Genomic DNA, 18,453 nt, shown 5'->3' on the forward strand with positions numbered 1-18,453 from the left:
TTACAGGCAGGTTGCCTACGTGTTACTCACCCGTCCGCCGCTAGGCCCGAAGGCCTCGCTCGACTTGCATGTATTAGGCACGCCGCCAGCGTTCGTCCTGAGCCAGGATCAAACTCTCCAATAAGGTATTGCTTATTAGATGAGCTGATTGCTCAATTCGTACTGACTTGTGTCGAATCTTTCGGAGTTTGCACAACCGAAAATTCAACTTGTTTGGCTTCTTGCGAAGCCTCACTTGCACGCTCGTTGTTCAGTTTTCAAGGAGCAATTTCTTGCTAAAAGCCGTCATTCAAGTCCATTCATTTCATTGAATACCGTTTAGCGACGACCTCTTTAATATATCATATCTACTTGTACTAACGCAAGCTTTTTTTAAAACTTTCTTTAAAAGCTTGTCCCGTACAGATGTGGATCGATGGTGCGAAACATAATTTATCACATCTGCTTTAGAAAAGTCAAGCATCCTTTTACAAAAACCATCGATCTTTTTTTACGATAAAAAATGTTTAAGTTCGCTAAAAGCGAAACACAACATTCATTACCCAGAAAAACTTTGTTTTAATCACGGTCACTCATTTTTGAAATTCGAAGATAGTCCTTTTTGTTACTGATAGTTATGATTTCGCGCATACCGCGATAAATCCTTGGAAGATGCCAGCCTGGCATACATGCGGAAGACGACTTTATACCGCGATTCGATCGCTTTCTTTACTTCACTGTCCAAGCGGTTGTCTTTCAGGTCGAACAGCATCTCGTCCAGCTCTTTGCGCAGCACGTACCCTAATTCCTTGCATTCTCTTTGATTAAATAGAAATCCGAGCATAGTACAGCCAAGCGCCCCCTGTTAAATAAAGTCGGTAGCCTTCTTCTCGCAAGGTAATGTTCACCGCTTTACTGTTATGCTCACAATTTGGCAATTTTATGATCGCTTACAGTCAAAAACTCATAAATTTTGTCTACATTCGGATGAGCCACGGCGTGATCGTGCTCTCGATTATGGCAGCCACAAGCAAAGAAACGACCAATAGACCGATCAGCGGCACCGTAAGCTTGATAAACCGTTCCAGATCCGCGGCGAACAGGTTTCTCCCTCTGGAGCTGAGCAATCGAAGCAGCCCTTTGCCCATAATACTCCCGAATTTGATACCATAAGCGCATGCCACTATAATGGCGGGAATCTCTATAATGCCATGCGGCAGAATGCCCTTAAAGAAAACGCCCATAAGCCCTGCATCAGCTTGCAGCTCGGCCAAATACCCGATTACCATTCCATTGATCAGCAAAAAACCGATCGGAAGCAAGCCGAAAAAAATGCCGGCAAAAATAATCAATATCGATTTCAAAGCATTGTTCAAGAAAATGAAACCGAACAGCCATAACATGGAATGATCTTTGGCCTGGATCGACTTCGCCAACTCGCGCAAACCTTCGATTTGACTTTGGAGCACCGCCTCAAACCGTTCGGAATAGCCGTATCCGAGCACAATACCGGCTGCAAATACAAGTGCGGCGGCAATGAAATAGTTGTTCATTTCTTTAAAATGGGCGAACAGCGCCTTCAAGGTCATTTTTTTCCCTCCGCATCAACTGTTTGTCCGCGAATCCGAGCATAAGATTCGTGTACGGGCATACATTTTATTATAAATCATAAACAAGCCTTTCGCGCACGACCCCGATGGCCGTGAAAGGAACCAAAGGAGGCATCGATTGACCGTGAACTTCTTCTACGTCATGAACGGAACGAAGCTGAAACGTTATTTAATCATCTTTATTGCCGTATTATTCGCAATCGGTATCGTTTATTCCGAAAGTGACAACATTACGGTCTTTTCCCAAGGCGAACCGTCGGCCGTCTACAGTGTGGAAACGGACAAGAAAGTCATCGCCCTCACGTTCGATATAAGCTGGGGAGATAAACGCGCGGAACCGATCCTCAAAATTTTGGAGGATAAAGGTGTAAAGAAAGCCACCTTCTTCTTATCCTCTCCCTGGAGTCAACAGCATCCCCAAATCGTCCAAAAAATCGTCAAGGGCGGTTGGGAAATCGGCAGCCACGGACACAAGCACGTCAATTACAGCAAGCTGAGCGACGAGGAGATACGAACGCAGATCCAAACCGCTCACGGCATTTTACAGCAGGTCACGGGACAAAATCCGAATCTGATCCGCATGCCGAACGGCGACTTCGATAAAAGAGTGCTTCGTATCGCCGGCGAACTGAATTACAAAGTGATCCAGTGGGATACCGACTCGCTCGATTGGATGAATAAAGGCGTCGACAATATCGTCAACCGCGTCCTGACAAAGGCGCACTCGGGCGACATCGTACTGATGCATGCCAGCGATACATGCACGCAAACGCATGAAGCGCTCCCGACAATTATCGACCAGCTTCGAGCCAAAGGATACGAGTTCGTCACCGTCGGAGAGCTTCTCCAGCAAACAAGCGTCGAGCATAAGGAAGCGGAACGATTGTCCAGCGGAAAAATTCATTAAGGATCCGGTCATTAGGGAGCAGGTACGTTATTCCGTTAAAGTTCCTAAGAAAAAAAGAGCTAGCAGCTAGCTCTTCATGTAAGTCGTCAGCCCCGAGAATCGTCAGAAGGCTATTTTTCAAGCCTTCGACATCTTCTCGGGGTTGTTATTTGCGGGCAGCAGCCGATGCAGCAGCATAATTTGCCAAGCGTTGCAGGCAAGTAAAGGTACTACCATAATAATCGTGTAAGAGGCTTCGTTCAAATTGAAAGCCGGGATCGCCTCCATAATCGTTACGACGCACATGAAAAATAAGGTGGGGATCCGCGCCTTCCGATTCGTCTCCTTCACCTTCCGATGAGCGACCGCAATAGATACGAGCAGGATGACGATGGGGAGCACAATATATTGAACCCATCCGTTTCCGTTGTCAGCGGCGCCGGTATACCGCAAATAAACGATATCGAATAAGGCAACAATAATAATAATGACCTGAAGAATGTCCCAATACAGCAGTTTGCCACGGAACAAACTCATTGCCACGAACCGGACGGTTAAATAAGCAAAGAAGCCCATCTCGCTGAGCACTGCGATCATGCTGGCGCCGAACAACATAAAGATCCATTCGTACCAACCGACCGATATGCCGAGAAAATCAAAATCCGGGACGGCCAGCTTGATGATGACGCTCGTGATCATGCCGGCGATCGTTCCGATGAGCAGCGTTGTCCAGAACAAATAGTTCCATTTTTTTAATGTCAACTTCCAACCCCTCCGCAATCCCTTCTCCATCGTAAGCAACCTGCACCCTATTATAGTCAATTGTACCAACACGTACAACAAAAAGCGAATCGGCAAAACCAAAGTTCTCCGAACATAAAGAGGCGAAATGAACAAATACTAAGCGCAAACCACATGAAGGGAGCAACAGGTTCCATGACTTGGAAAAAGGTGCGCGGATTATCCGCTTTTCTGCTGTTGCCTTTATTGATTGCTTGCGGCAGCGGCGGTTCTTCCGAAGGAAGCAGCTCTTCAGGCTATAAAGATACAAAATCGATGGTCCTTGATATTTTAAAATCGGATGACGGCAAGAAAGCCATTAAAGAAGCGTCCAAAACCGGCGATGAAACGGCGACCGGCATGATTCAAGCGCAATCCGCGCAAAGCGGCGGCGGTGGCGGCGGCAAAATTCAAATGCTGTCCGCTCAAGACGCCCAGCAGCTTCAATTGGTCGTCAAGGATGTTCTTACATCCGACGGCAGCGATAAAATGCTCAAAGCGATGATGACCGATCCCAAGTTCGCCGGCGATTTCGCCAAAGCACTCCAGAAAGAAAATAAACAACTGCAAAAAGATTTGATGAAGGATCCGGAATACCAGAAGCAAATGCTGGATCTGATGAAAAACCCGGATTACGAAAAGCTGATGATCGACAACATGAAAAGCGCCCAATACCGGCAGCAGGTTATGACGATCATGCAGGAAGCACTTCAAAGCCCATTGTACCGTCTTGAGCTTATGACTTTGCTGAAAAAGGTTATGGAGGAAGAGGCTCAGCCAAAAGGCGCTCAGGGCAAAGGTAAGCAAGGCGAAAAGAAACAAGAGAAGAAACAAGAAGGTGGCGGAGATAGCAGCGGCGGTGGAGGCGGTGGCGGCGGACAATAGTCGTAAACGATAATCTCCCGTCACGCAAAAGGGACAGGCTTCAAAGCCCGTCCCTTTCTCTCGTTTATTGTTCGCAGCGGCGGATAACCGCATCGGCTACTTCCAAATACATGCCGCCTGCCTCCGTATCGGCTCTATAGATCGAAGGCGAGTAATCCGGTTCAGCGGGATGGTTGTCCGGCGCTCCAAGCGGGATTTGCGCCAGCAGTTGCGTATGAAGCTCATCCGCCAGCTTAGCCCCGCCTCCGCGGCCGAACACGTAATCTTTATGCCCGCACTGTCCGCACGAGTAATAGGCCATATTCTCGACGACGCCTATAATTTCATGATTCGTATGCACGGCCATCGCGCCTGCCCTGGCCGCTACGAAAGCAGCTGTAGCGTGCGGGGTCGTGACGATAATTTCTTTGCTTTGCGGAATCATTTGATGTACGTCCAGCGCCACATCGCCTGTTCCGGGCGGGAGATCGAGCACCATGTAGTCAATCTCACCCCATTCGACTTCGTTAAAAAAGTTTCTCAGCATTTTGCCGAGCATCGGACCGCGCCATATGACAGGAGCGTTATCTTGTACAAAAAAACCCATCGAAATGATTTTGACTCCGAACCGTTCAACAGGCCGAATAAGCTGATCGACGAGCTCCGGACGTTCTTCGATGCCCATCATGTCGGGTACGCTGAAGCCGTAAATGTCCGCGTCGATAATCCCGACCTTCTTACCTTTTCTCGCGAGTGCAACGGCCAAATTAACCGCTACCGTGGACTTGCCTACACCGCCTTTACCGCTTGCTACGGCAATGAAGGTGGTTTTGGACTCAGCGCCCAACAGATTGGTAGGAGTCGGCTTAGCCGGCTCCGGCTGCGGATTGGTCCGCTTGGATATTTCCGTACGCTCGTAATCGGACATGGCGCGAAATCGGATATGTACATCAGCAATTCCTTCCTTGCCGAGCGTTTCCTCAATTTGTCGGCGAAGTTCATCCTTCCGTTCCTCTTCGTCCGAGGAGAGGACAACGCTCATCGCTACGCCGCCTTCCTTCACCATAATATCCTTGATCAAATTTAATTCGACCATGCTTATACGATAAACCGGATCGTGCAGATGACGCAGCTTCTCCAGCACTTGTTCCCGAGTCATGTGGACAGCCTCCCGTGACGACATTATAAATTCTCCGATTATTATATCATATGTCAGGTTACGGGATGAAATCGAACGGTTTCAACTTTACTGATCGGCGGCATATCGAACGATACCCCGATAAATGGACTCCGCCACTTTTTTCTGGTAGTCGGCACCGGCCATCAACCGGGCTTCCTCGGGATTGGAAAGAAAACCGATCTCGACCAATACCGCAGGAACGGTCAACGCTTTAAGCAAATAAAATTTGTCCTCGGTCCTCGGAACCCGATCGGTATTGCTTAAATTGGCGCGTATTTCATTTTGAATGGATTCGGCCAGCTTCTTCCCTTCCGCATTGGATGGATAATAAAACGTCTGAGCCCCTTTCCACTTGCTTGAAGGAATACTATTCAGATGGACGCTGATCAACATGCCCGCTTTATTTTTTTCGATAAGATCGACACGATTGAGCAAGTCTTCGGTTTTCCGCTTGCTGTAACCTTTCGTCGCATCGCTTGCCAAATCACGGTCATTCTCCCGGGTCATGACGACCAGTGCTCCGGCTTGCTGTAAATAATCGCGCAAATAAAGCGAGATGGCGAGATTCACCTCTTTCTCGATCAAGCCGTCCTTACTGACCGCCCCCCCATCCGGACCACCGTGGCCGGCGTCAATGGCAATCACTCTGCCCGATAAAGGCATCGTCCAGTAGGTCCAGGTACGGGTCGAGGGCAGCTCGTACGTAAACAAAAAAATCATGAGCATGACTAACGCCGCCGACATAAATAGTTTCAACATGCCGTTCATGTTCAGCCAGACGACGATTCGAGCCCTTCTTCTGCGCATATAAAAACCACCCCAGTTCCACAAGACTTCTCATAGAAATCTTATGGACGAGGGTGGACAATTATACCTACGGATTGGACGAAGGGATCAGTTGATCGGACATTCCTTCGATCAGCACTTGAGCCACTTCAGGACGGGTAAATTCTGCAGGAGGACAAATGCCTTCTCTCAACATCGCGCGCACCTTCGTACCCGACAAATGCATATGGTGCGACTTATCGTGCGGGCACGTTTTGCTCGTTCCCATATTGCCGCATTTCGTGCAGAAGAAGCTGTGTTCGAAAAATAAAGGGGTAATGCCCAGTTCTTCCGCCGAGAAATTTTTGAAAATGTCTTGGGCCTCGTAAGTACCGTAGTAGTCTCCTACACCTGCATGGTCCCTTCCTACGATAAAATGCGTACAGCCATAATTTTTGCGAACCATGGCGTGGAAGATCGCTTCACGTGGGCCGGCATAGCGCATAGCCGCCGGGAACACTCCGAGAAACGTACGCTGCTTAGGGTAGTAATTCTCCAACAGCACCAGATAGCTTCTCATCCGGACGTCGGCGGAAATATCGTCGGACTTCGTTTCCCCTACAAGCGGATTCAGAAACAGACCGTCTACAATTTCCATCGCCGTTTTCTGAATGTATTCGTGAGCGCGGTGAACGGGATTGCGCGTTTGAAAACCGACTACCGTCTTCCAGCCGTTTTGCACGAACCGTTTGCGCGTCTCCGCAGGGTCGAAATAAAATTCTTGAAATTTGTTCGGCTTCGGACGATTCAACACTTGTACCGGGCCGCCCACATAGGTTTTGGATCTCGCGAACAGCTTCTGTACGCCCGGGTGCTCCAGATCGTCAGTCTTGAATACCTTTATCGCTTCATCGCGCTGATCGACCCGATAAATGCTTCGCACCTCGAGTGTGCCGTAGACGATCTTATCTTCTTCTCCTACAAGGGCAACGCGCTCACCTACCAACAGCCGTTCGGCCAAAGCCTCTTCGACCGGAAGTACGATCGGAATGCTCCATACCGTGCCGTCGGACAAACGCATCCGGTCCACAACCGATTTATAGTCCTTTTCTTCCAGAAAGCCGGTCAGCGGCGAAAAAGCTCCGATACCGATCAGATCCAGATCGGATATCGTCCAGGCGTTTACGGGGATTTGCTGAAGCTGTTCCGCTTCCTTCAACAGCTTGCTGCGAGTTTCACCCGTTGCCACGCGGTTTATCAGTGTGCCGCCGTGCGGTTTTATCGTTTCGCTCATTGGGGTTCCTCCTAAGAGCATTGCCGTAGGCAATGCTAGCTTCGTAAGCATCTACAGAGCTTTGCATCGCAAAGCTTTCTTCGTAAGCATTAGCAATCTATTATTTGTGCAAGCCGCACTCCGTCTTCTCGAATCCCGACCAACGACCCGCCCGGGGATCTTCGCCAGGCAATACTTGGCGTGTGCATTTCTCACAGCCGATGCTTGGATAATACTGATCGTGCAACGGATTGTAAATCAGGTTATGTTCGCGGATATAGTTCCAAACGTCTTCGGACGTCCAGTTGGCGATAGGATTAAACTTCACAAGGCCGAACTTTACATCATATTCGATTTTCTTCGCATTTGCGCGCGTTGGAGCTTGATCCCGGCGAATACCAGTAATCCACGCTTCGTATTTCCCTAAAATATTCGTCAACGGCTCCACTTTACGAATGTTGCAGCACGCAGTCGGTTCCGATTTCCATAATTCATCTCCATGCTGCTCGGCTTGCTGCTCCAAAGTAAGTTTAGGGCTAACGCGTACAAATTTCAAGCCATAATGCGCTTCCAGACGGTCGCGGGTTTCGTATGTTTCTTTGAAATGCAGATCCGTGTCCAAGTAAAAAATATCGGTGGAAGGCGAAATTTTCTGCAGCATATCGACAAGAACTACATCTTCTGCACCGAAGCTGCAGGCAAACGTTATATTCGGGAACCTCTCGATCGCCCACCGCAGTATATGTTCGGGAGATTCCGACTCCAAGGTTTCAGCCGCATCGCGGATCAGAGCTTCCTTTTCAAGCAAGTTCATTCGAATGATCCTCCTTGTATTATTTCCGAGTTTGTTTATATGAATTAAAGTATATACCTCATTATAAGGTTAATTGATGGGGTGTCAATAGGAATCGTGATGAACCGAATTAAAAAACTTAGGCACATCTCTATAGTATGGCGCCTTTGCACATTGGTGAAAAAAAAGAAAAAACCTTTTCCGCCCGAAGGGAAAAGGTTTTTGTTTTGCAGTTCGAATTAACGTTTGGAGAACTGTGGTGCACGACGAGCTGCTTTCAAGCCGTACTTTTTACGTTCTTTCATACGCGGATCGCGTGTCAGGAAGCCGGCGCGTTTCAAAGAACCGCGGTATTCCGGATCGGCTTTCAACAACGCACGGGAAATCCCGTGACGGATTGCTCCCGCTTGTCCGGTTGTGCCGCCGCCGTTGGCGATGACGATAACATCGTATCGGCTGCCCGTTTCCGTCAGCGTCAACGGTTGTTTCACGATCAGTTTCAACGTTTCCAGTCCGAAGTACTCATCCAGCGGACGATTATTGATTACGATTTGGCCTTCGCCCGGTACGAGACGTACACGTGCTACCGAGTGTTTCCGACGGCCGGTTCCATAGTATTGAACTTGTGCCATGAACAGGTCCTCCCTCTAATTATCCGCGAAGTTGCCAAACTTCAGGTTGTTGTGCTTGATGCGGGTGCTCCGAGCCAGCGTACACTTTCAGCTTCGTTTTCAAGCTGTCGCCCAAACGGTTTTTCGGCAGCATACCGAAAACAGCCAGTTCGATCATCCGATCAGGTCTATTGTTCAGCATTTCTTGAGCAGTTGTCGTTTTCAAACCGCCTTGGTATTGCGAGTGGCGGTAATATTTTTTTTGCAGAAGCTTCTTGCCGGTCAGTACAACTTTGTCGGCATTGATGATGATCACGAAATCGCCTGTATCGACGTGCGGAGTAAACTCCGGTTTCGTTTTGCCGCGCAAAATGGATGCCGCTTCACTAGCCATACGTCCGAGCGTTTGGCCGGCTGCATCGATAATGTACCATTTCTTCTCAACTTCATTGGGCTTAGCCATATATGTGGTACGCATTCGCAATGTCCTCCTAAATAAATCTCCGTCAAAGCATACATATTCATAGGTAACGTAAGGTCAAATCGTCTCTTTCCATAACGTGGGGCGTGGGAGGCCCGTTATGAAAAGCCAAATAATATATTACAACATTTCCGGGCGTAGCGCAAGTCAAATTTAGCTATCCCTTCAAGTGTCTTCAATATACGACTTCCCACAGCATCAAGCCGTGAGACATCGCCGTCGGTCCCGCCCGTGAACGGTCTTTCGCCTTCAGAACGGCTTCCATATCCGCTGCACTCCGTTTGCCTTCCCCTACCTGCAGCAGCGTGCCGACGATGATGCGAACCATATGTTGCAGAAAACCGCTGCCGGTCACAGTAAAATGAATAAGTCCAGGAGACGCCGATAACCCGGTATTGTTCTGGCGTTCGATACGGGCATCGAATATTGTTCGCACATGAGAAAGCTGGGTCGATCTCACGGAGCAGAATGACGTAAAATCATGTTCGCCAATCAACGTCTGGAGCGCATGGCGCATCGCTTCCACGTCGAGCGGAGTCGGATGGTGGTACTGCAAATGCCGCATAAAAACATCCGGAGTCCGATTGTTGTCGATCGCGTACCGATACGTTTTCCTCTTCGCCCATCTGCGCGCGTGGAATTCCGGATCCGCCATACGCGCCTCCAGAATGCGAATGTCCGGAGGCAGACGCGAATTAAGCGCGAATGCCCACCGCTCTAGCGGTATGGAGGACGCGGTGTGAAAGTTGAAGATTTGCGCTCTTGCATGGACTCCTGCATCGGTTCGCCCCGACGAGGTGATGGTGATATTCTCTCCCGTAAGATGCCCGATAGCTTTCTCGATCCGGTCTTGAATCGTATTGCCGCCCGGTTGGGCTTGAAAACCGAAATAGTTCGTTCCATCGTAGCTTACGGTCATGACCAAATTCCTCATAACGCCTCAGGCAATCTTCCCTTCAGAGCGATAGTTGGGGAACAGCTGCTAGATCAGCCACCTTCACCTTGCCGAGACAAAAAAAGGGCTTCATCAGAATCAGCGATTCTGTCCACCCTTTCATCCGGTCGATTAAGCTCGATCCACCAATTCCAAGAAAACCATAGGAGCAGCATCGCCCCTGCGAGGCCCGAGCTTCAGGATACGGGTGTATCCACCTGGACGTTCGGAGTAGCGAGTCGCAAGTTCAGAGAACAACTTTTGAATCGCGTCGGATTCCGAACCTTCCAGCTGTTCGCGACGTACGAAGGCAGCAGCTTGACGGCGCGCGTGCAGATCGCCGCGCTTGGCCAGCGTAATCAGCCTTTCCGCAATGGAACGAACTTCTTTTGCTTTGGCTTCGGTTGTTTGGATTCGTTCGTATAAGAACAGGTCAGTTACCAGATCCCGGAACAACGCCTTACGAGCGCTAGTATCACGACCTAATTTTTGGTATGCCATGTGTCTTTCCCCTCCTTCTGTAATCGTCGGTTGAACCAAGAACGGCTGCACCGCCATAGAAGATCGACGGATCAATCTTCCGCGCGCAAGCCGAGTCCGAGCTCTTCCAGCTTCTCTTGAACTTCCTCCAAAGATTTGCGGCCCAAATTGCGGACCTTCATCATATCTTCTTCGGTTTTCGTGATCAGCTCTTGTACGGTATTAATGCCCGCACGCTTCAAGCAGTTGTAGGAACGCACCGAAAGATCGAGCTCTTCGATGGTCATCTCTAACACTTTCTCTTTTTTGTCTTCTTCTTTTTCGACCATAATTTCCGCATCTTTTGCTTCGTCGGTCAGTCCGACAAAAAGCAGCAAATGCTCGGTCAAAATTTTAGCACCGAGGCTTACGGCTTCTTCCGGTCGAATGCTTCCATCGGTCCACACTTCGAGGGTAAGTTTGTCGTAGTTCGTGACTTGACCGACACGGGTGTTTTCGACGCTGTAATTGACGCGGGAGATCGGCGTATAGATCGAGTCAACCGGAATGACGCCAATCGGCTGGTCCTCTTTCTTGTTCCGATCCGCAGGCACGTATCCTCTGCCACGACCGGCATGAATACGCATATGCAGTCTGGCATCCGATGAGAGCGTGGCAATATGCAAATCCGGATTAAGGATTTCCACATCGCTGTCCGCACGGATGTCGCCTGCAACGACATTGCCTTCGCCTTCGGCGTCAATCTCCAGTACCTTTTCTTCGTCGGAGTGTATTTTCAAAGACAATCCTTTTAAATTCAGGATAATCTCCGTCACGTCCTCCTTCACGCCCGGCACTGTCGAAAACTCGTGCAGCACACCGTCGATTTGAACGGAATTGACAGCCGCGCCCGGCAACGAAGAAAGCAGGATGCGGCGCAAGGAGTTCCCGAGCGTTGTGCCGTATCCGCGCTCCAGCGGTTCGATCACGAACTTGCCGTATTTGCCGTCTTCGCTCAGTTCAACGGTTTCGATTTTTGGCTTTTCAATTTCGATCATGAACTTAACCCTCCTTAAAAACGTCGTTTCCCTCCGGATTCCTTGCATGCGCAAAAATGTATAGTATGCCTATCGTCCACAACCATTATTCACATGTTTCTGATATTTATACTATAGGAACCACAATTAGACACGACGACGTTTCGGCGGACGGCAGCCATTGTGCGGAACCGGAGTAACGTCTTTGATCAGGTTGACTTCGAGACCTGCAGCCTGAAGCGAACGGATCGCGGCTTCGCGGCCTGCGCCCGGTCCTTTAACCATAACCTCGACGCTTCTCATGCCATGCTCCATAGCGGCTTTCGCTGCGGATTCGGCAGCCATTTGGGCGGCGAACGGAGTGCTCTTACGCGATCCTTTAAAGCCGAGGTTTCCTGCGCTTGCCCAGGAAATCGCATTGCCGTGCGGATCGGTAATCGTTACGATCGTGTTGTTGAACGTAGAACGGATATGAGCCACTCCGGATTCGATATTTTTACGGTCACGACGTTTCGTGCGTGCTGCTGCTTTTTTAGGCTTTGCCATGAGAGTTATCCCCCCTTATTATTTCTTCTTATTCGCTACGGTACGGCGTGGACCTTTGCGCGTACGAGCGTTAGTTTTGGTGCGTTGACCGCGAACCGGCAAGCCGCGACGATGACGAATGCCGCGATAGCAGCCGATTTCAACGAGCCTCTTGATGTTCAGGGCAATCTCACGACGAAGGTCGCCTTCCACCTTTTGCGTTTTGTCGATGTTCTCACGGATTTTGCTTACTTCGTCCTCCGTCAGGTCGCGAACGCGGGTGTTCGGATTGATGCCGGTTTCGGCGATGATTTTTTGGGACGTCGTTTTGCCGATCCCAAAAATATACGTCAACGCGATTTCAACGCGTTTGTCACGGGGCAAGTCTACTCCAGCTATACGAGCCATTAGTGTTCGTGCACCTCCTTTTATCCTTGTTTTTGCTTATGCTTCGGATTTTCGCAAATGACCATGACGGCGCCTTTGCGACGAATAACTTTGCATTTTTCGCAGATCGGTTTGACCGACGGTCTTACCTTCATTATTATTACCTCCTGAGAGCTTTCTGGAAGAAAGCTGCTTCGTAAGCACTACTTAACTTTGCTGAGCAAAGTTAACTTCGTAAGGATAAGCTAGGCTTTCTGGAAGAAAGCTGCTTCGTAACGACGAACTTTTATTTAAACCGATACGTGATCCGGCCTCTGCTCAAATCATATGGCGATAACTCTACAGTAACTTTATCCCCCGGTAAAATTCGGATGAAGTGCATCCGGATTTTGCCTGAAACGTGGGCCAGCACTTGATGTCCGTTTTCGAGCTCCACCTTGAACATCGCGTTCGGGAGAGGTTCGATTACTTTGCCTTCTACCTCAATCACATCTTCTTTGGCCACGGTCATTCTCCTTTCTCATGCGCTTCGGATTGCCCGCTTTCCAAAAACTTGTTCAACGCGTAACGTAGCTTTCCATTGGTTACACGACCCGTCTCCATAATGCTGTCGGCTACCTCGCCGCTCACATACGCAAGCAGCTCCAGATGAAGCAGGTTTTTCTTCTTAGGTTGATCGAACTTGCGCTTGTCACCGTCGGCAATCCAAACGAACCGATCATCGATGATCCGGACGATTACAGCGTAACCTTCCTGTTCACGCCCGCGAAGCACCCTTACGATTCTGCCGATTGACGGCCCAATCGCGGGTTCCTCGGATGACGAATTCCGTTTGTTGAAATTCGCGGCATCCATCAACGCTCACCCGTTCCTTCGGATTTGGTCAATATCTCATATCCGTCGGGGGTAATGGCGATCGTATGCTCGAAGTGCGCACATAACGAACCATCGGCGGTAACGACCGTCCAATTGTCCTCCAACGTCCTTACATACCGCTCGCCGACGTTGACCATCGGCTCGATCGCAAGCACCATGCCCGGCTTCAAGCGTGGACCGCGATCCGGCATGCCGTAGTTGGGAATTTCCGGTTCCTCATGCAAGTTTTGACCAATTCCGTGCCCCTCATACTCGCGCACGATCGAAAACCCTTCTTCCTCTGCGCATGTCTGAATGGCATGCGAGATGGTAGACAGGCGGACATCCGCTTTCGCCTTTGCTAAACCCGCATACAGCGATCGCTCCGTAACTTCAAGCAGCTTCCGGGCCGTTTCCGATATCCGGCCCACCGGATAAGTCCATGCCGAATCGCCATGGTATCCTTTGTACTGCGCTCCGATATCGATCGTAATGATGTCGCCTTCCTTCAGCTTTCTGTCGCCGGGAAATCCGTGAACCAGTTGCTCGTTAACCGAAGCACAGATGCTGGCAGGAAAACCGTTATAGCCTTTGAAAGATGGAGTAGCACCTTGACTGCGTATATACGTTTCCGCGATATGATCCAATTCCTTGGTTGTAATGCCAGGCTGAACCGCTTCCGCCATCAGCCGGTGCGTCTCGGCGACGATCCGGCCGGCTTCCCGCATAAGGACAAGTTCAGCTTCGGACTTACAAATGATCATCAGGCTTGACCTCGCAGCAAGGAAGAAATTCCAGCCGTTACCTCATCGATGTCTTGTTGTCCGTCCACTTCTCGCAGCAGTCCTTTGGTCTCGTAATACTTGAGCAAAGGAGCGGTTTTGTTGTTGTATTCATCCAACCGCGTGCCAACCTTCTCCTCGGTGTCGTCCGAACGCTGATACAGCTCGCCGGAGCATTTGTCGCAGACGCCCTCGACCTTAGGAGGATTGAACAGCACATGATAGGTGGAGCCGCACGATTTGCATATGCGCCGGCCGGTCAAACGTCCGAGCAGCAAATCGCGATCGACTTTCAAGTTGATGACGTGATCGATCCGTTTCCCCATAGAAGCCAACATATCGTCAAGCGCCTCCGCTTGCGCGATCGTTCTAGGAAATCCGTCGAGCAGGAATCCGTTGTCGCAATCCGATTTCTCCAGACGCTCTCTGACGATTCCGTTCGTAATCTCGTCCGGTACAAGCAAGCCTTGATCGACAAAGCTCTTGGCTTGAACACCAAGCGGAGTTCCCTGACTCATCGCGAGACGGAAAGCGTCGCCTGTGGAAATATGCGGTACGCGAAACTCGTCTACGATTCGTTCGGCTTGAGTTCCTTTGCCGGCTCCCGGAGGACCCATGAAAAGAATGTTCAAAGTACGCACCCTCCCTGGAAGTTTCCGTTTAAAGAAACATCCTACATGCGTTATTTATTGATAAACCCTTTGTAGTGGCGTTTAATCAATTGGCTTTCAATTTGCTTCATCGTTTCCAGCGCGACACCGACTACGATAAGCAGCGAAGTGCCGCCGATCGTAACTTGCTGCGGAAGACCCGCCAAGTTGGTGAAGAACACCGGCAAAATCGAAATAAGCGCCAGGAATATCGCACCGGACAGTGTAATGCGGGTCATGACGCGCGTCAAGTAAGTCGCGGTAGTTTTACCTGGACGAATGCCCGGGATATAGCCCCCGTTTTTCTTCATCTGATCGGCCATTTGAACCGGATTGATTTGCACGAACGTGTAGAAGTAAGTGAAACCGATAATCAACAGCACGTACAGCACCATGCCCAAGGCAGCAGTGTAAGACAAGTTGTTGATGATCCAGTCCGCCACGACATTACCGCGCCAGAACTGCGCGATTGTCGGAGGAAACACGAGCAGAGACGAAGCGAAGATTACCGGGATAACGCCCGCCGCGTTGACTTTCAACGGAATATGCGTCGATTGACCGCCGTACATTTTGCGTCCGACTACGCGTTTCGCATATTGTACCGGTATTTTGCGTACGCCTTGCTGAACATAGATAACTCCGATCACGATGGCCACAATGACCAGCAGGATGATCAGCACTTTCAAAATGTTCAGGAACAACGCGCCCTCGGCCGATTCGGCAAACATGTTCAAGTAGATCATGTTGATCCCGTTAGGGATCGAGGCGATAATACCGGCGAAGATGATGATGGAAATCCCGTTTCCGATGCCATGTTCGGTGATTTGCTCGCCGAGCCACATCAGGAAGGCCGTACCTGCCGTCAGCACGATCGCAATCAACAGGTAAGTCGTAAACCCGGCATCCGTAACCAACTGCATGCCGTACAGCCGGTTAAAGCCGAACGCCACGCTGTAGGCCTGGATCAGGCCGAGCACGATAGTGCCGTAACGGGTAATTTGAGCAAGTTTCTTTCTGCCGACCTCGCCTTCTTTCGCCCACTGCGCAAAACGGGGTACGACGTCCATCGACAGCAGCTGCACGATGATGGAGGACGTGATGTACGGCATAATCCCGAGTGCGAATATAGAGAACTGGAACAAGGCGCCGCCGGAGAAAGTATTCAGCAAGCCGAATACGCCTCCGCTGCTCGATTGATCGATGCTTTTCAGTATTTCCGAATCGATGTTCGGCACTGGAATGAAAGCGCCGATCCGGTACACGATCAGGAGGAGAAGAGTAAAAATAATTCTTCTTCTCAGATCTTGCACCTTCATGATGTTGGATAACGTCTTGAACATCAAATCACCTCGGTTGTACCGCCGGCAGCTTGAATCTTTTCGACGGCAGATTGAGAGAACTTATTCGCTTTAACTGTCAATTGGACAGTAAGCTCGCCGTTACCCAAAATCTTAATGCCGTCTTTCGGGTTTTTCACAACACCCGATTGCAATAGCAGTTCCGGTGTGACTTCCGTTCCCGCGGAAAATTGATTCAGCTCGCTCAGGTTCACAACCGCGTATTCCGTACGGAAACGATTGTTGAAACCGCGCTTCGGCAAACGACGGTACAGAGGGTTCTGTCCGCCTTCGAAGCCCGGGCGAACGCCGCCGCCGGAGCGTGCGTTTTGACCTTTGTGACCTTTACCTGAAGTTTTGCCGTTTCCGCTTCCGATCCCGCGTCCTACACGGTTGCGAGTTTTCTTCGAACCCGGTGCAGGTGAAAGTTCGTGTAACTTCATCGGTGCACCTCCTCAACAAGATTGTTAAAACGAACTTGCCGTTCGTAGTTGTATATTGTACTGCTTACACTTCTTTAACTTCAACCAAGTGACTTACTTGGTTGATCATGCCGCGGATCGACGCCGTGTCGTTTTGAACGACTGTCGAATTCAGCTTCCGCAAACCGAGCGTTCTAACGGTTACACGTTGGCTTTCCGGGCGGCCGATCAAACTGCGCTTAAGCGTAATTTGCAATTGCTTGGACATCCGAATCCCTCCTTAACCGAGAAGCTCTTCAACCGTTTTACCGCGAAGCTTAGCTACATCTTCAGCCCGTTTCAAACGTTGCAAACCTTCCAATGTCGCATTAACCATGTTGATGGAGTTGGAAGATCCGAGCGATTTCGTCAAAATGTCGCCGATGCCAGCCAGTTCCAGAACAGCGCGAACCGGGCCGCCGGCAATAACTCCGGTACCTTTCGATGCAGGCTTCAGCAGTACGCGGCCGGCTCCGAAATGACCAATGACCTGATGAGGAATCGTAGTGCCTACGATCGGAACGTGAATCAGGTTTTTCTTGGCGTCTTCGATACCTTTGCGGATAGCGTCAGGTACTTCGCCCGCTTTGCCGATTCCGGCGCCTACCCAACCGTTGCCGTCGCCGACTACAACCAGTGCGCTAAAGCTGAATCGACGTCCGCCTTTAACAACCTTAGCTACGCGGTTCAGGTTGACCAACTTTTCTTTAAGGTCCAATGTATTGGGATCTACACGCAAGTCGCTTACCTCCTTGTTAAAGATTTCGTTTAGAACTCGAGTCCTGCTTCGCGGGCAGCGTCAGCCAAAGCTTGAACGCGTCCGTGGTACAAATATCCGCCGCGGTCGAAGACCACTTGGTCGATGCCTTTTTCTTTTGCGCGTTGCGCAACGAGGGCGCCGACTTTTTGAGCCGCTTCGGTGTTGCCGCCGTTCTCGAATTGACCTTTCAGTTCCTTATCCTGCGTCGATGCGGATGCGATCGTTACGCCGTTCACATCGTCGATGAGTTGAGCGTACATATGCTTGGAGGAACGGAAAATATTCAAACGCGGACGAGCCTGCGTGCCTTGGATCTTCTTGCGTACGCGCAGATGTCTTTTTTGGCGGGCTTTGTTTTTATCGCCTTTTGTAATCATCGGGTGTTCACTCCTTCCCTTCTGCCAAGAAGCGCTTTGCGGCTTCTTAGTGGTTTAAGCGATCCTTATCGGATCATGCGGCCGTAAGCGGAATCTTACTTCTTCTTGCCCGCTTTGCCTTCCTTGCGGAGAATGCGCTCGCCTTCATACTTGATACCTTTGCCTTTGTAAGGCTCCGGCTCGCGTACGGAACGGACTTTGGCAGCCGTTGCTCCGACAAGCTCCTTATCGATGCCCTTCACGATAATTTTCGTGTTGGACGGTACATCGAACTCGATGCCGTTCTCCGGTACGATTTCAACCGGGTGGGAGTACCCGACGTTCAGTACCAATTTGTTGCCCGTCTTGTTGGCGCGGTAACCGACGCCTACGAGATCGAGAGATTTCGAGAAGCCTTCCGTTACGCCGCTAACCATGTTGTTGATCACGCTGCGGGTCGTACCGTGAAGGGAGCGGTGCAGTTTGTTGTCGGAAGGGCGTTCCACGTTAATAACGTTGCCTTCTACAGCGACTTTCATATCTTTATGCAGCTCACGGCTCAGCGTTCCTTTAGGACCTTTAACCGTAATGAGCGTATTCTCTAACGAAACATTTACCCCAGATGGGATCGTAATGGGTTTACGACCAATACGAGACATTGTTGCACCTCCATTCTTACGCGATGTGG

At 50.1% G+C, this 18,453-nt stretch carries 27 protein-coding genes and 1 rRNA gene; 2 read left to right on the plus strand and 26 right to left on the minus strand.

Annotated elements, in window-relative coordinates:
- The 3 genes from FE783_RS33220 to FE783_RS33230 all read right to left on the minus strand — a co-directional run.
- Nucleotides 1-124, minus strand: a 16S ribosomal RNA gene (locus FE783_RS33220); the annotation flags it as partial.
- Between the two features lie 480 nt (nt 125-604).
- Nucleotides 605-823, minus strand: a complete 219-nt coding sequence (locus FE783_RS33225; protein ID WP_138883706.1) for a hypothetical protein — start codon at nt 821-823, stop codon at nt 605-607.
- Between the two features lie 133 nt (nt 824-956).
- Nucleotides 957-1,568 carry a stage II sporulation protein M gene (locus tag FE783_RS33230; protein ID WP_138883707.1) on the minus strand — a complete coding sequence of 204 codons (612 nt, stop codon included), beginning with the start codon at nt 1,566-1,568 and terminating at the stop codon, nt 957-959.
- Nucleotides 1,569-1,713: 145 nt separating this feature from the next.
- On the opposite strand from FE783_RS33230, the gene pdaB reads away from it, so the two are divergent.
- A complete protein-coding gene (pdaB, locus tag FE783_RS33235) occupies nt 1,714-2,496 on the plus strand; it encodes a polysaccharide deacetylase family sporulation protein PdaB (RefSeq protein WP_138883774.1) in 783 nt (260 codons plus the stop codon).
- 117 nt (nt 2,497-2,613) lie between these two features.
- On the opposite strand, the gene FE783_RS33240 is transcribed toward pdaB, so the two are convergent.
- Entirely contained in the window at nt 2,614-3,237 is a 624-nt protein-coding gene (locus FE783_RS33240) for a KinB-signaling pathway activation protein (protein ID WP_138883708.1), read from the minus strand.
- 174 nt (nt 3,238-3,411) lie between these two features.
- Between FE783_RS33240 and gerD the strand changes: the two genes are divergently transcribed.
- Nucleotides 3,412-4,140, plus strand: a complete 729-nt coding sequence (gerD, locus tag FE783_RS33245; RefSeq protein WP_138883709.1) for a spore germination lipoprotein GerD — start codon at nt 3,412-3,414, stop codon at nt 4,138-4,140.
- A 64-nt stretch (nt 4,141-4,204) separates the two neighbouring features.
- Here the strand turns inward: gerD and FE783_RS33250 are convergent, their stop codons facing one another.
- The 22 genes from FE783_RS33250 to rplF form a co-directional block, all read right to left on the minus strand.
- Nucleotides 4,205-5,278: an Mrp/NBP35 family ATP-binding protein gene (locus FE783_RS33250; RefSeq protein ID WP_138883710.1), complete on the minus strand. Its 1,074-nt coding sequence runs from the start codon at nt 5,276-5,278 to the stop codon at nt 4,205-4,207.
- Nucleotides 5,279-5,365: 87 nt separating this feature from the next.
- Nucleotides 5,366-6,106 carry an N-acetylmuramoyl-L-alanine amidase CwlD gene (cwlD, locus tag FE783_RS33255; protein WP_138883711.1) on the minus strand — a complete coding sequence of 247 codons (741 nt, stop codon included), beginning with the start codon at nt 6,104-6,106 and terminating at the stop codon, nt 5,366-5,368.
- Between the two features lie 67 nt (nt 6,107-6,173).
- Complete coding sequence (gene sat / locus FE783_RS33260; protein WP_138883712.1) at nt 6,174-7,358, minus strand: sulfate adenylyltransferase; 1,185 nt, start codon at nt 7,356-7,358, stop codon at nt 6,174-6,176.
- A 100-nt stretch (nt 7,359-7,458) separates the two neighbouring features.
- Nucleotides 7,459-8,151, minus strand: coding sequence for a phosphoadenylyl-sulfate reductase (locus FE783_RS33265; protein ID WP_138883713.1), 693 nt, complete (start codon nt 8,149-8,151; stop codon nt 7,459-7,461).
- A 218-nt stretch (nt 8,152-8,369) separates the two neighbouring features.
- Nucleotides 8,370-8,762, minus strand: coding sequence for a 30S ribosomal protein S9 (gene rpsI / locus FE783_RS33270; protein WP_138883714.1), 393 nt, complete (start codon nt 8,760-8,762; stop codon nt 8,370-8,372).
- A gap of 19 nt (nt 8,763-8,781) precedes the next feature.
- Complete coding sequence (gene rplM, locus FE783_RS33275) at nt 8,782-9,219, minus strand: 50S ribosomal protein L13 (RefSeq protein ID WP_138883715.1); 438 nt, start codon at nt 9,217-9,219, stop codon at nt 8,782-8,784.
- Nucleotides 9,220-9,397: 178 nt separating this feature from the next.
- Complete coding sequence (truA, locus tag FE783_RS33280; protein WP_138883716.1) at nt 9,398-10,156, minus strand: tRNA pseudouridine(38-40) synthase TruA; 759 nt, start codon at nt 10,154-10,156, stop codon at nt 9,398-9,400.
- Nucleotides 10,157-10,288: 132 nt separating this feature from the next.
- Entirely contained in the window at nt 10,289-10,657 is a 369-nt protein-coding gene (gene rplQ / locus FE783_RS33285) for a 50S ribosomal protein L17 (RefSeq protein WP_138883717.1), read from the minus strand.
- A gap of 71 nt (nt 10,658-10,728) precedes the next feature.
- Nucleotides 10,729-11,673 carry a DNA-directed RNA polymerase subunit alpha gene (locus FE783_RS33290; protein ID WP_138883718.1) on the minus strand — a complete coding sequence of 315 codons (945 nt, stop codon included), beginning with the start codon at nt 11,671-11,673 and terminating at the stop codon, nt 10,729-10,731.
- A 126-nt stretch (nt 11,674-11,799) separates the two neighbouring features.
- Nucleotides 11,800-12,198 (minus strand): 30S ribosomal protein S11, encoded by a 399-nt coding sequence (rpsK, locus tag FE783_RS33295; RefSeq protein ID WP_138883719.1) that lies wholly within the window; start codon nt 12,196-12,198, stop codon nt 11,800-11,802.
- 18 nt (nt 12,199-12,216) lie between these two features.
- The gene (rpsM, locus tag FE783_RS33300; protein ID WP_138883720.1) at nt 12,217-12,585 is read right to left on the minus strand and encodes a 30S ribosomal protein S13; all 369 of its coding nucleotides are present in this window, start codon (nt 12,583-12,585) and stop codon (nt 12,217-12,219) included.
- Nucleotides 12,586-12,605: 20 nt separating this feature from the next.
- The gene (gene rpmJ / locus FE783_RS33305; protein WP_022738894.1) at nt 12,606-12,719 is read right to left on the minus strand and encodes a 50S ribosomal protein L36; all 114 of its coding nucleotides are present in this window, start codon (nt 12,717-12,719) and stop codon (nt 12,606-12,608) included.
- Nucleotides 12,720-12,850: 131 nt separating this feature from the next.
- The gene (gene infA, locus FE783_RS33310; protein ID WP_110843848.1) at nt 12,851-13,069 is read right to left on the minus strand and encodes a translation initiation factor IF-1; all 219 of its coding nucleotides are present in this window, start codon (nt 13,067-13,069) and stop codon (nt 12,851-12,853) included.
- Nucleotides 13,070-13,071: 2 nt separating this feature from the next.
- Complete coding sequence (locus FE783_RS33315; RefSeq protein ID WP_138883721.1) at nt 13,072-13,419, minus strand: KOW domain-containing RNA-binding protein; 348 nt, start codon at nt 13,417-13,419, stop codon at nt 13,072-13,074.
- Nucleotides 13,419-14,183 carry a type I methionyl aminopeptidase gene (map, locus tag FE783_RS33320; RefSeq protein WP_138883722.1) on the minus strand — a complete coding sequence of 255 codons (765 nt, stop codon included), beginning with the start codon at nt 14,181-14,183 and terminating at the stop codon, nt 13,419-13,421. The genes FE783_RS33315 and map overlap by 1 nt, the downstream gene beginning before the upstream one ends.
- Entirely contained in the window at nt 14,183-14,833 is a 651-nt protein-coding gene (locus tag FE783_RS33325) for an adenylate kinase (RefSeq protein WP_138883723.1), read from the minus strand. Before FE783_RS33325 ends, map begins: the two co-directional genes overlap by 1 nt.
- Nucleotides 14,834-14,883: 50 nt before the next feature.
- Entirely contained in the window at nt 14,884-16,191 is a 1,308-nt protein-coding gene (gene secY / locus FE783_RS33330) for a preprotein translocase subunit SecY (RefSeq protein ID WP_138883724.1), read from the minus strand.
- A complete protein-coding gene (gene rplO / locus FE783_RS33335; RefSeq protein WP_138883725.1) occupies nt 16,191-16,631 on the minus strand; it encodes a 50S ribosomal protein L15 in 441 nt (146 codons plus the stop codon). The genes secY and rplO overlap by 1 nt, the downstream gene beginning before the upstream one ends.
- Nucleotides 16,632-16,695: 64 nt before the next feature.
- Nucleotides 16,696-16,878, minus strand: a complete 183-nt coding sequence (gene rpmD, locus FE783_RS33340) for a 50S ribosomal protein L30 (protein WP_138883726.1) — start codon at nt 16,876-16,878, stop codon at nt 16,696-16,698.
- 12 nt (nt 16,879-16,890) lie between these two features.
- Nucleotides 16,891-17,388 carry a 30S ribosomal protein S5 gene (rpsE, locus tag FE783_RS33345; protein WP_138883727.1) on the minus strand — a complete coding sequence of 166 codons (498 nt, stop codon included), beginning with the start codon at nt 17,386-17,388 and terminating at the stop codon, nt 16,891-16,893.
- 29 nt (nt 17,389-17,417) lie between these two features.
- A complete protein-coding gene (gene rplR, locus FE783_RS33350; protein WP_138883728.1) occupies nt 17,418-17,786 on the minus strand; it encodes a 50S ribosomal protein L18 in 369 nt (122 codons plus the stop codon).
- A 95-nt stretch (nt 17,787-17,881) separates the two neighbouring features.
- The gene (gene rplF, locus FE783_RS33355; protein WP_138883729.1) at nt 17,882-18,424 is read right to left on the minus strand and encodes a 50S ribosomal protein L6; all 543 of its coding nucleotides are present in this window, start codon (nt 18,422-18,424) and stop codon (nt 17,882-17,884) included.
- Nucleotides 18,425-18,453: the final 29 nt, after the last annotated feature.

This window comes from Paenibacillus mesophilus, from assembly GCF_005938385.1.
Classification (GTDB): domain Bacteria; phylum Bacillota; class Bacilli; order Paenibacillales; family NBRC-103111; genus Paenibacillus_AB; species Paenibacillus_AB mesophilus.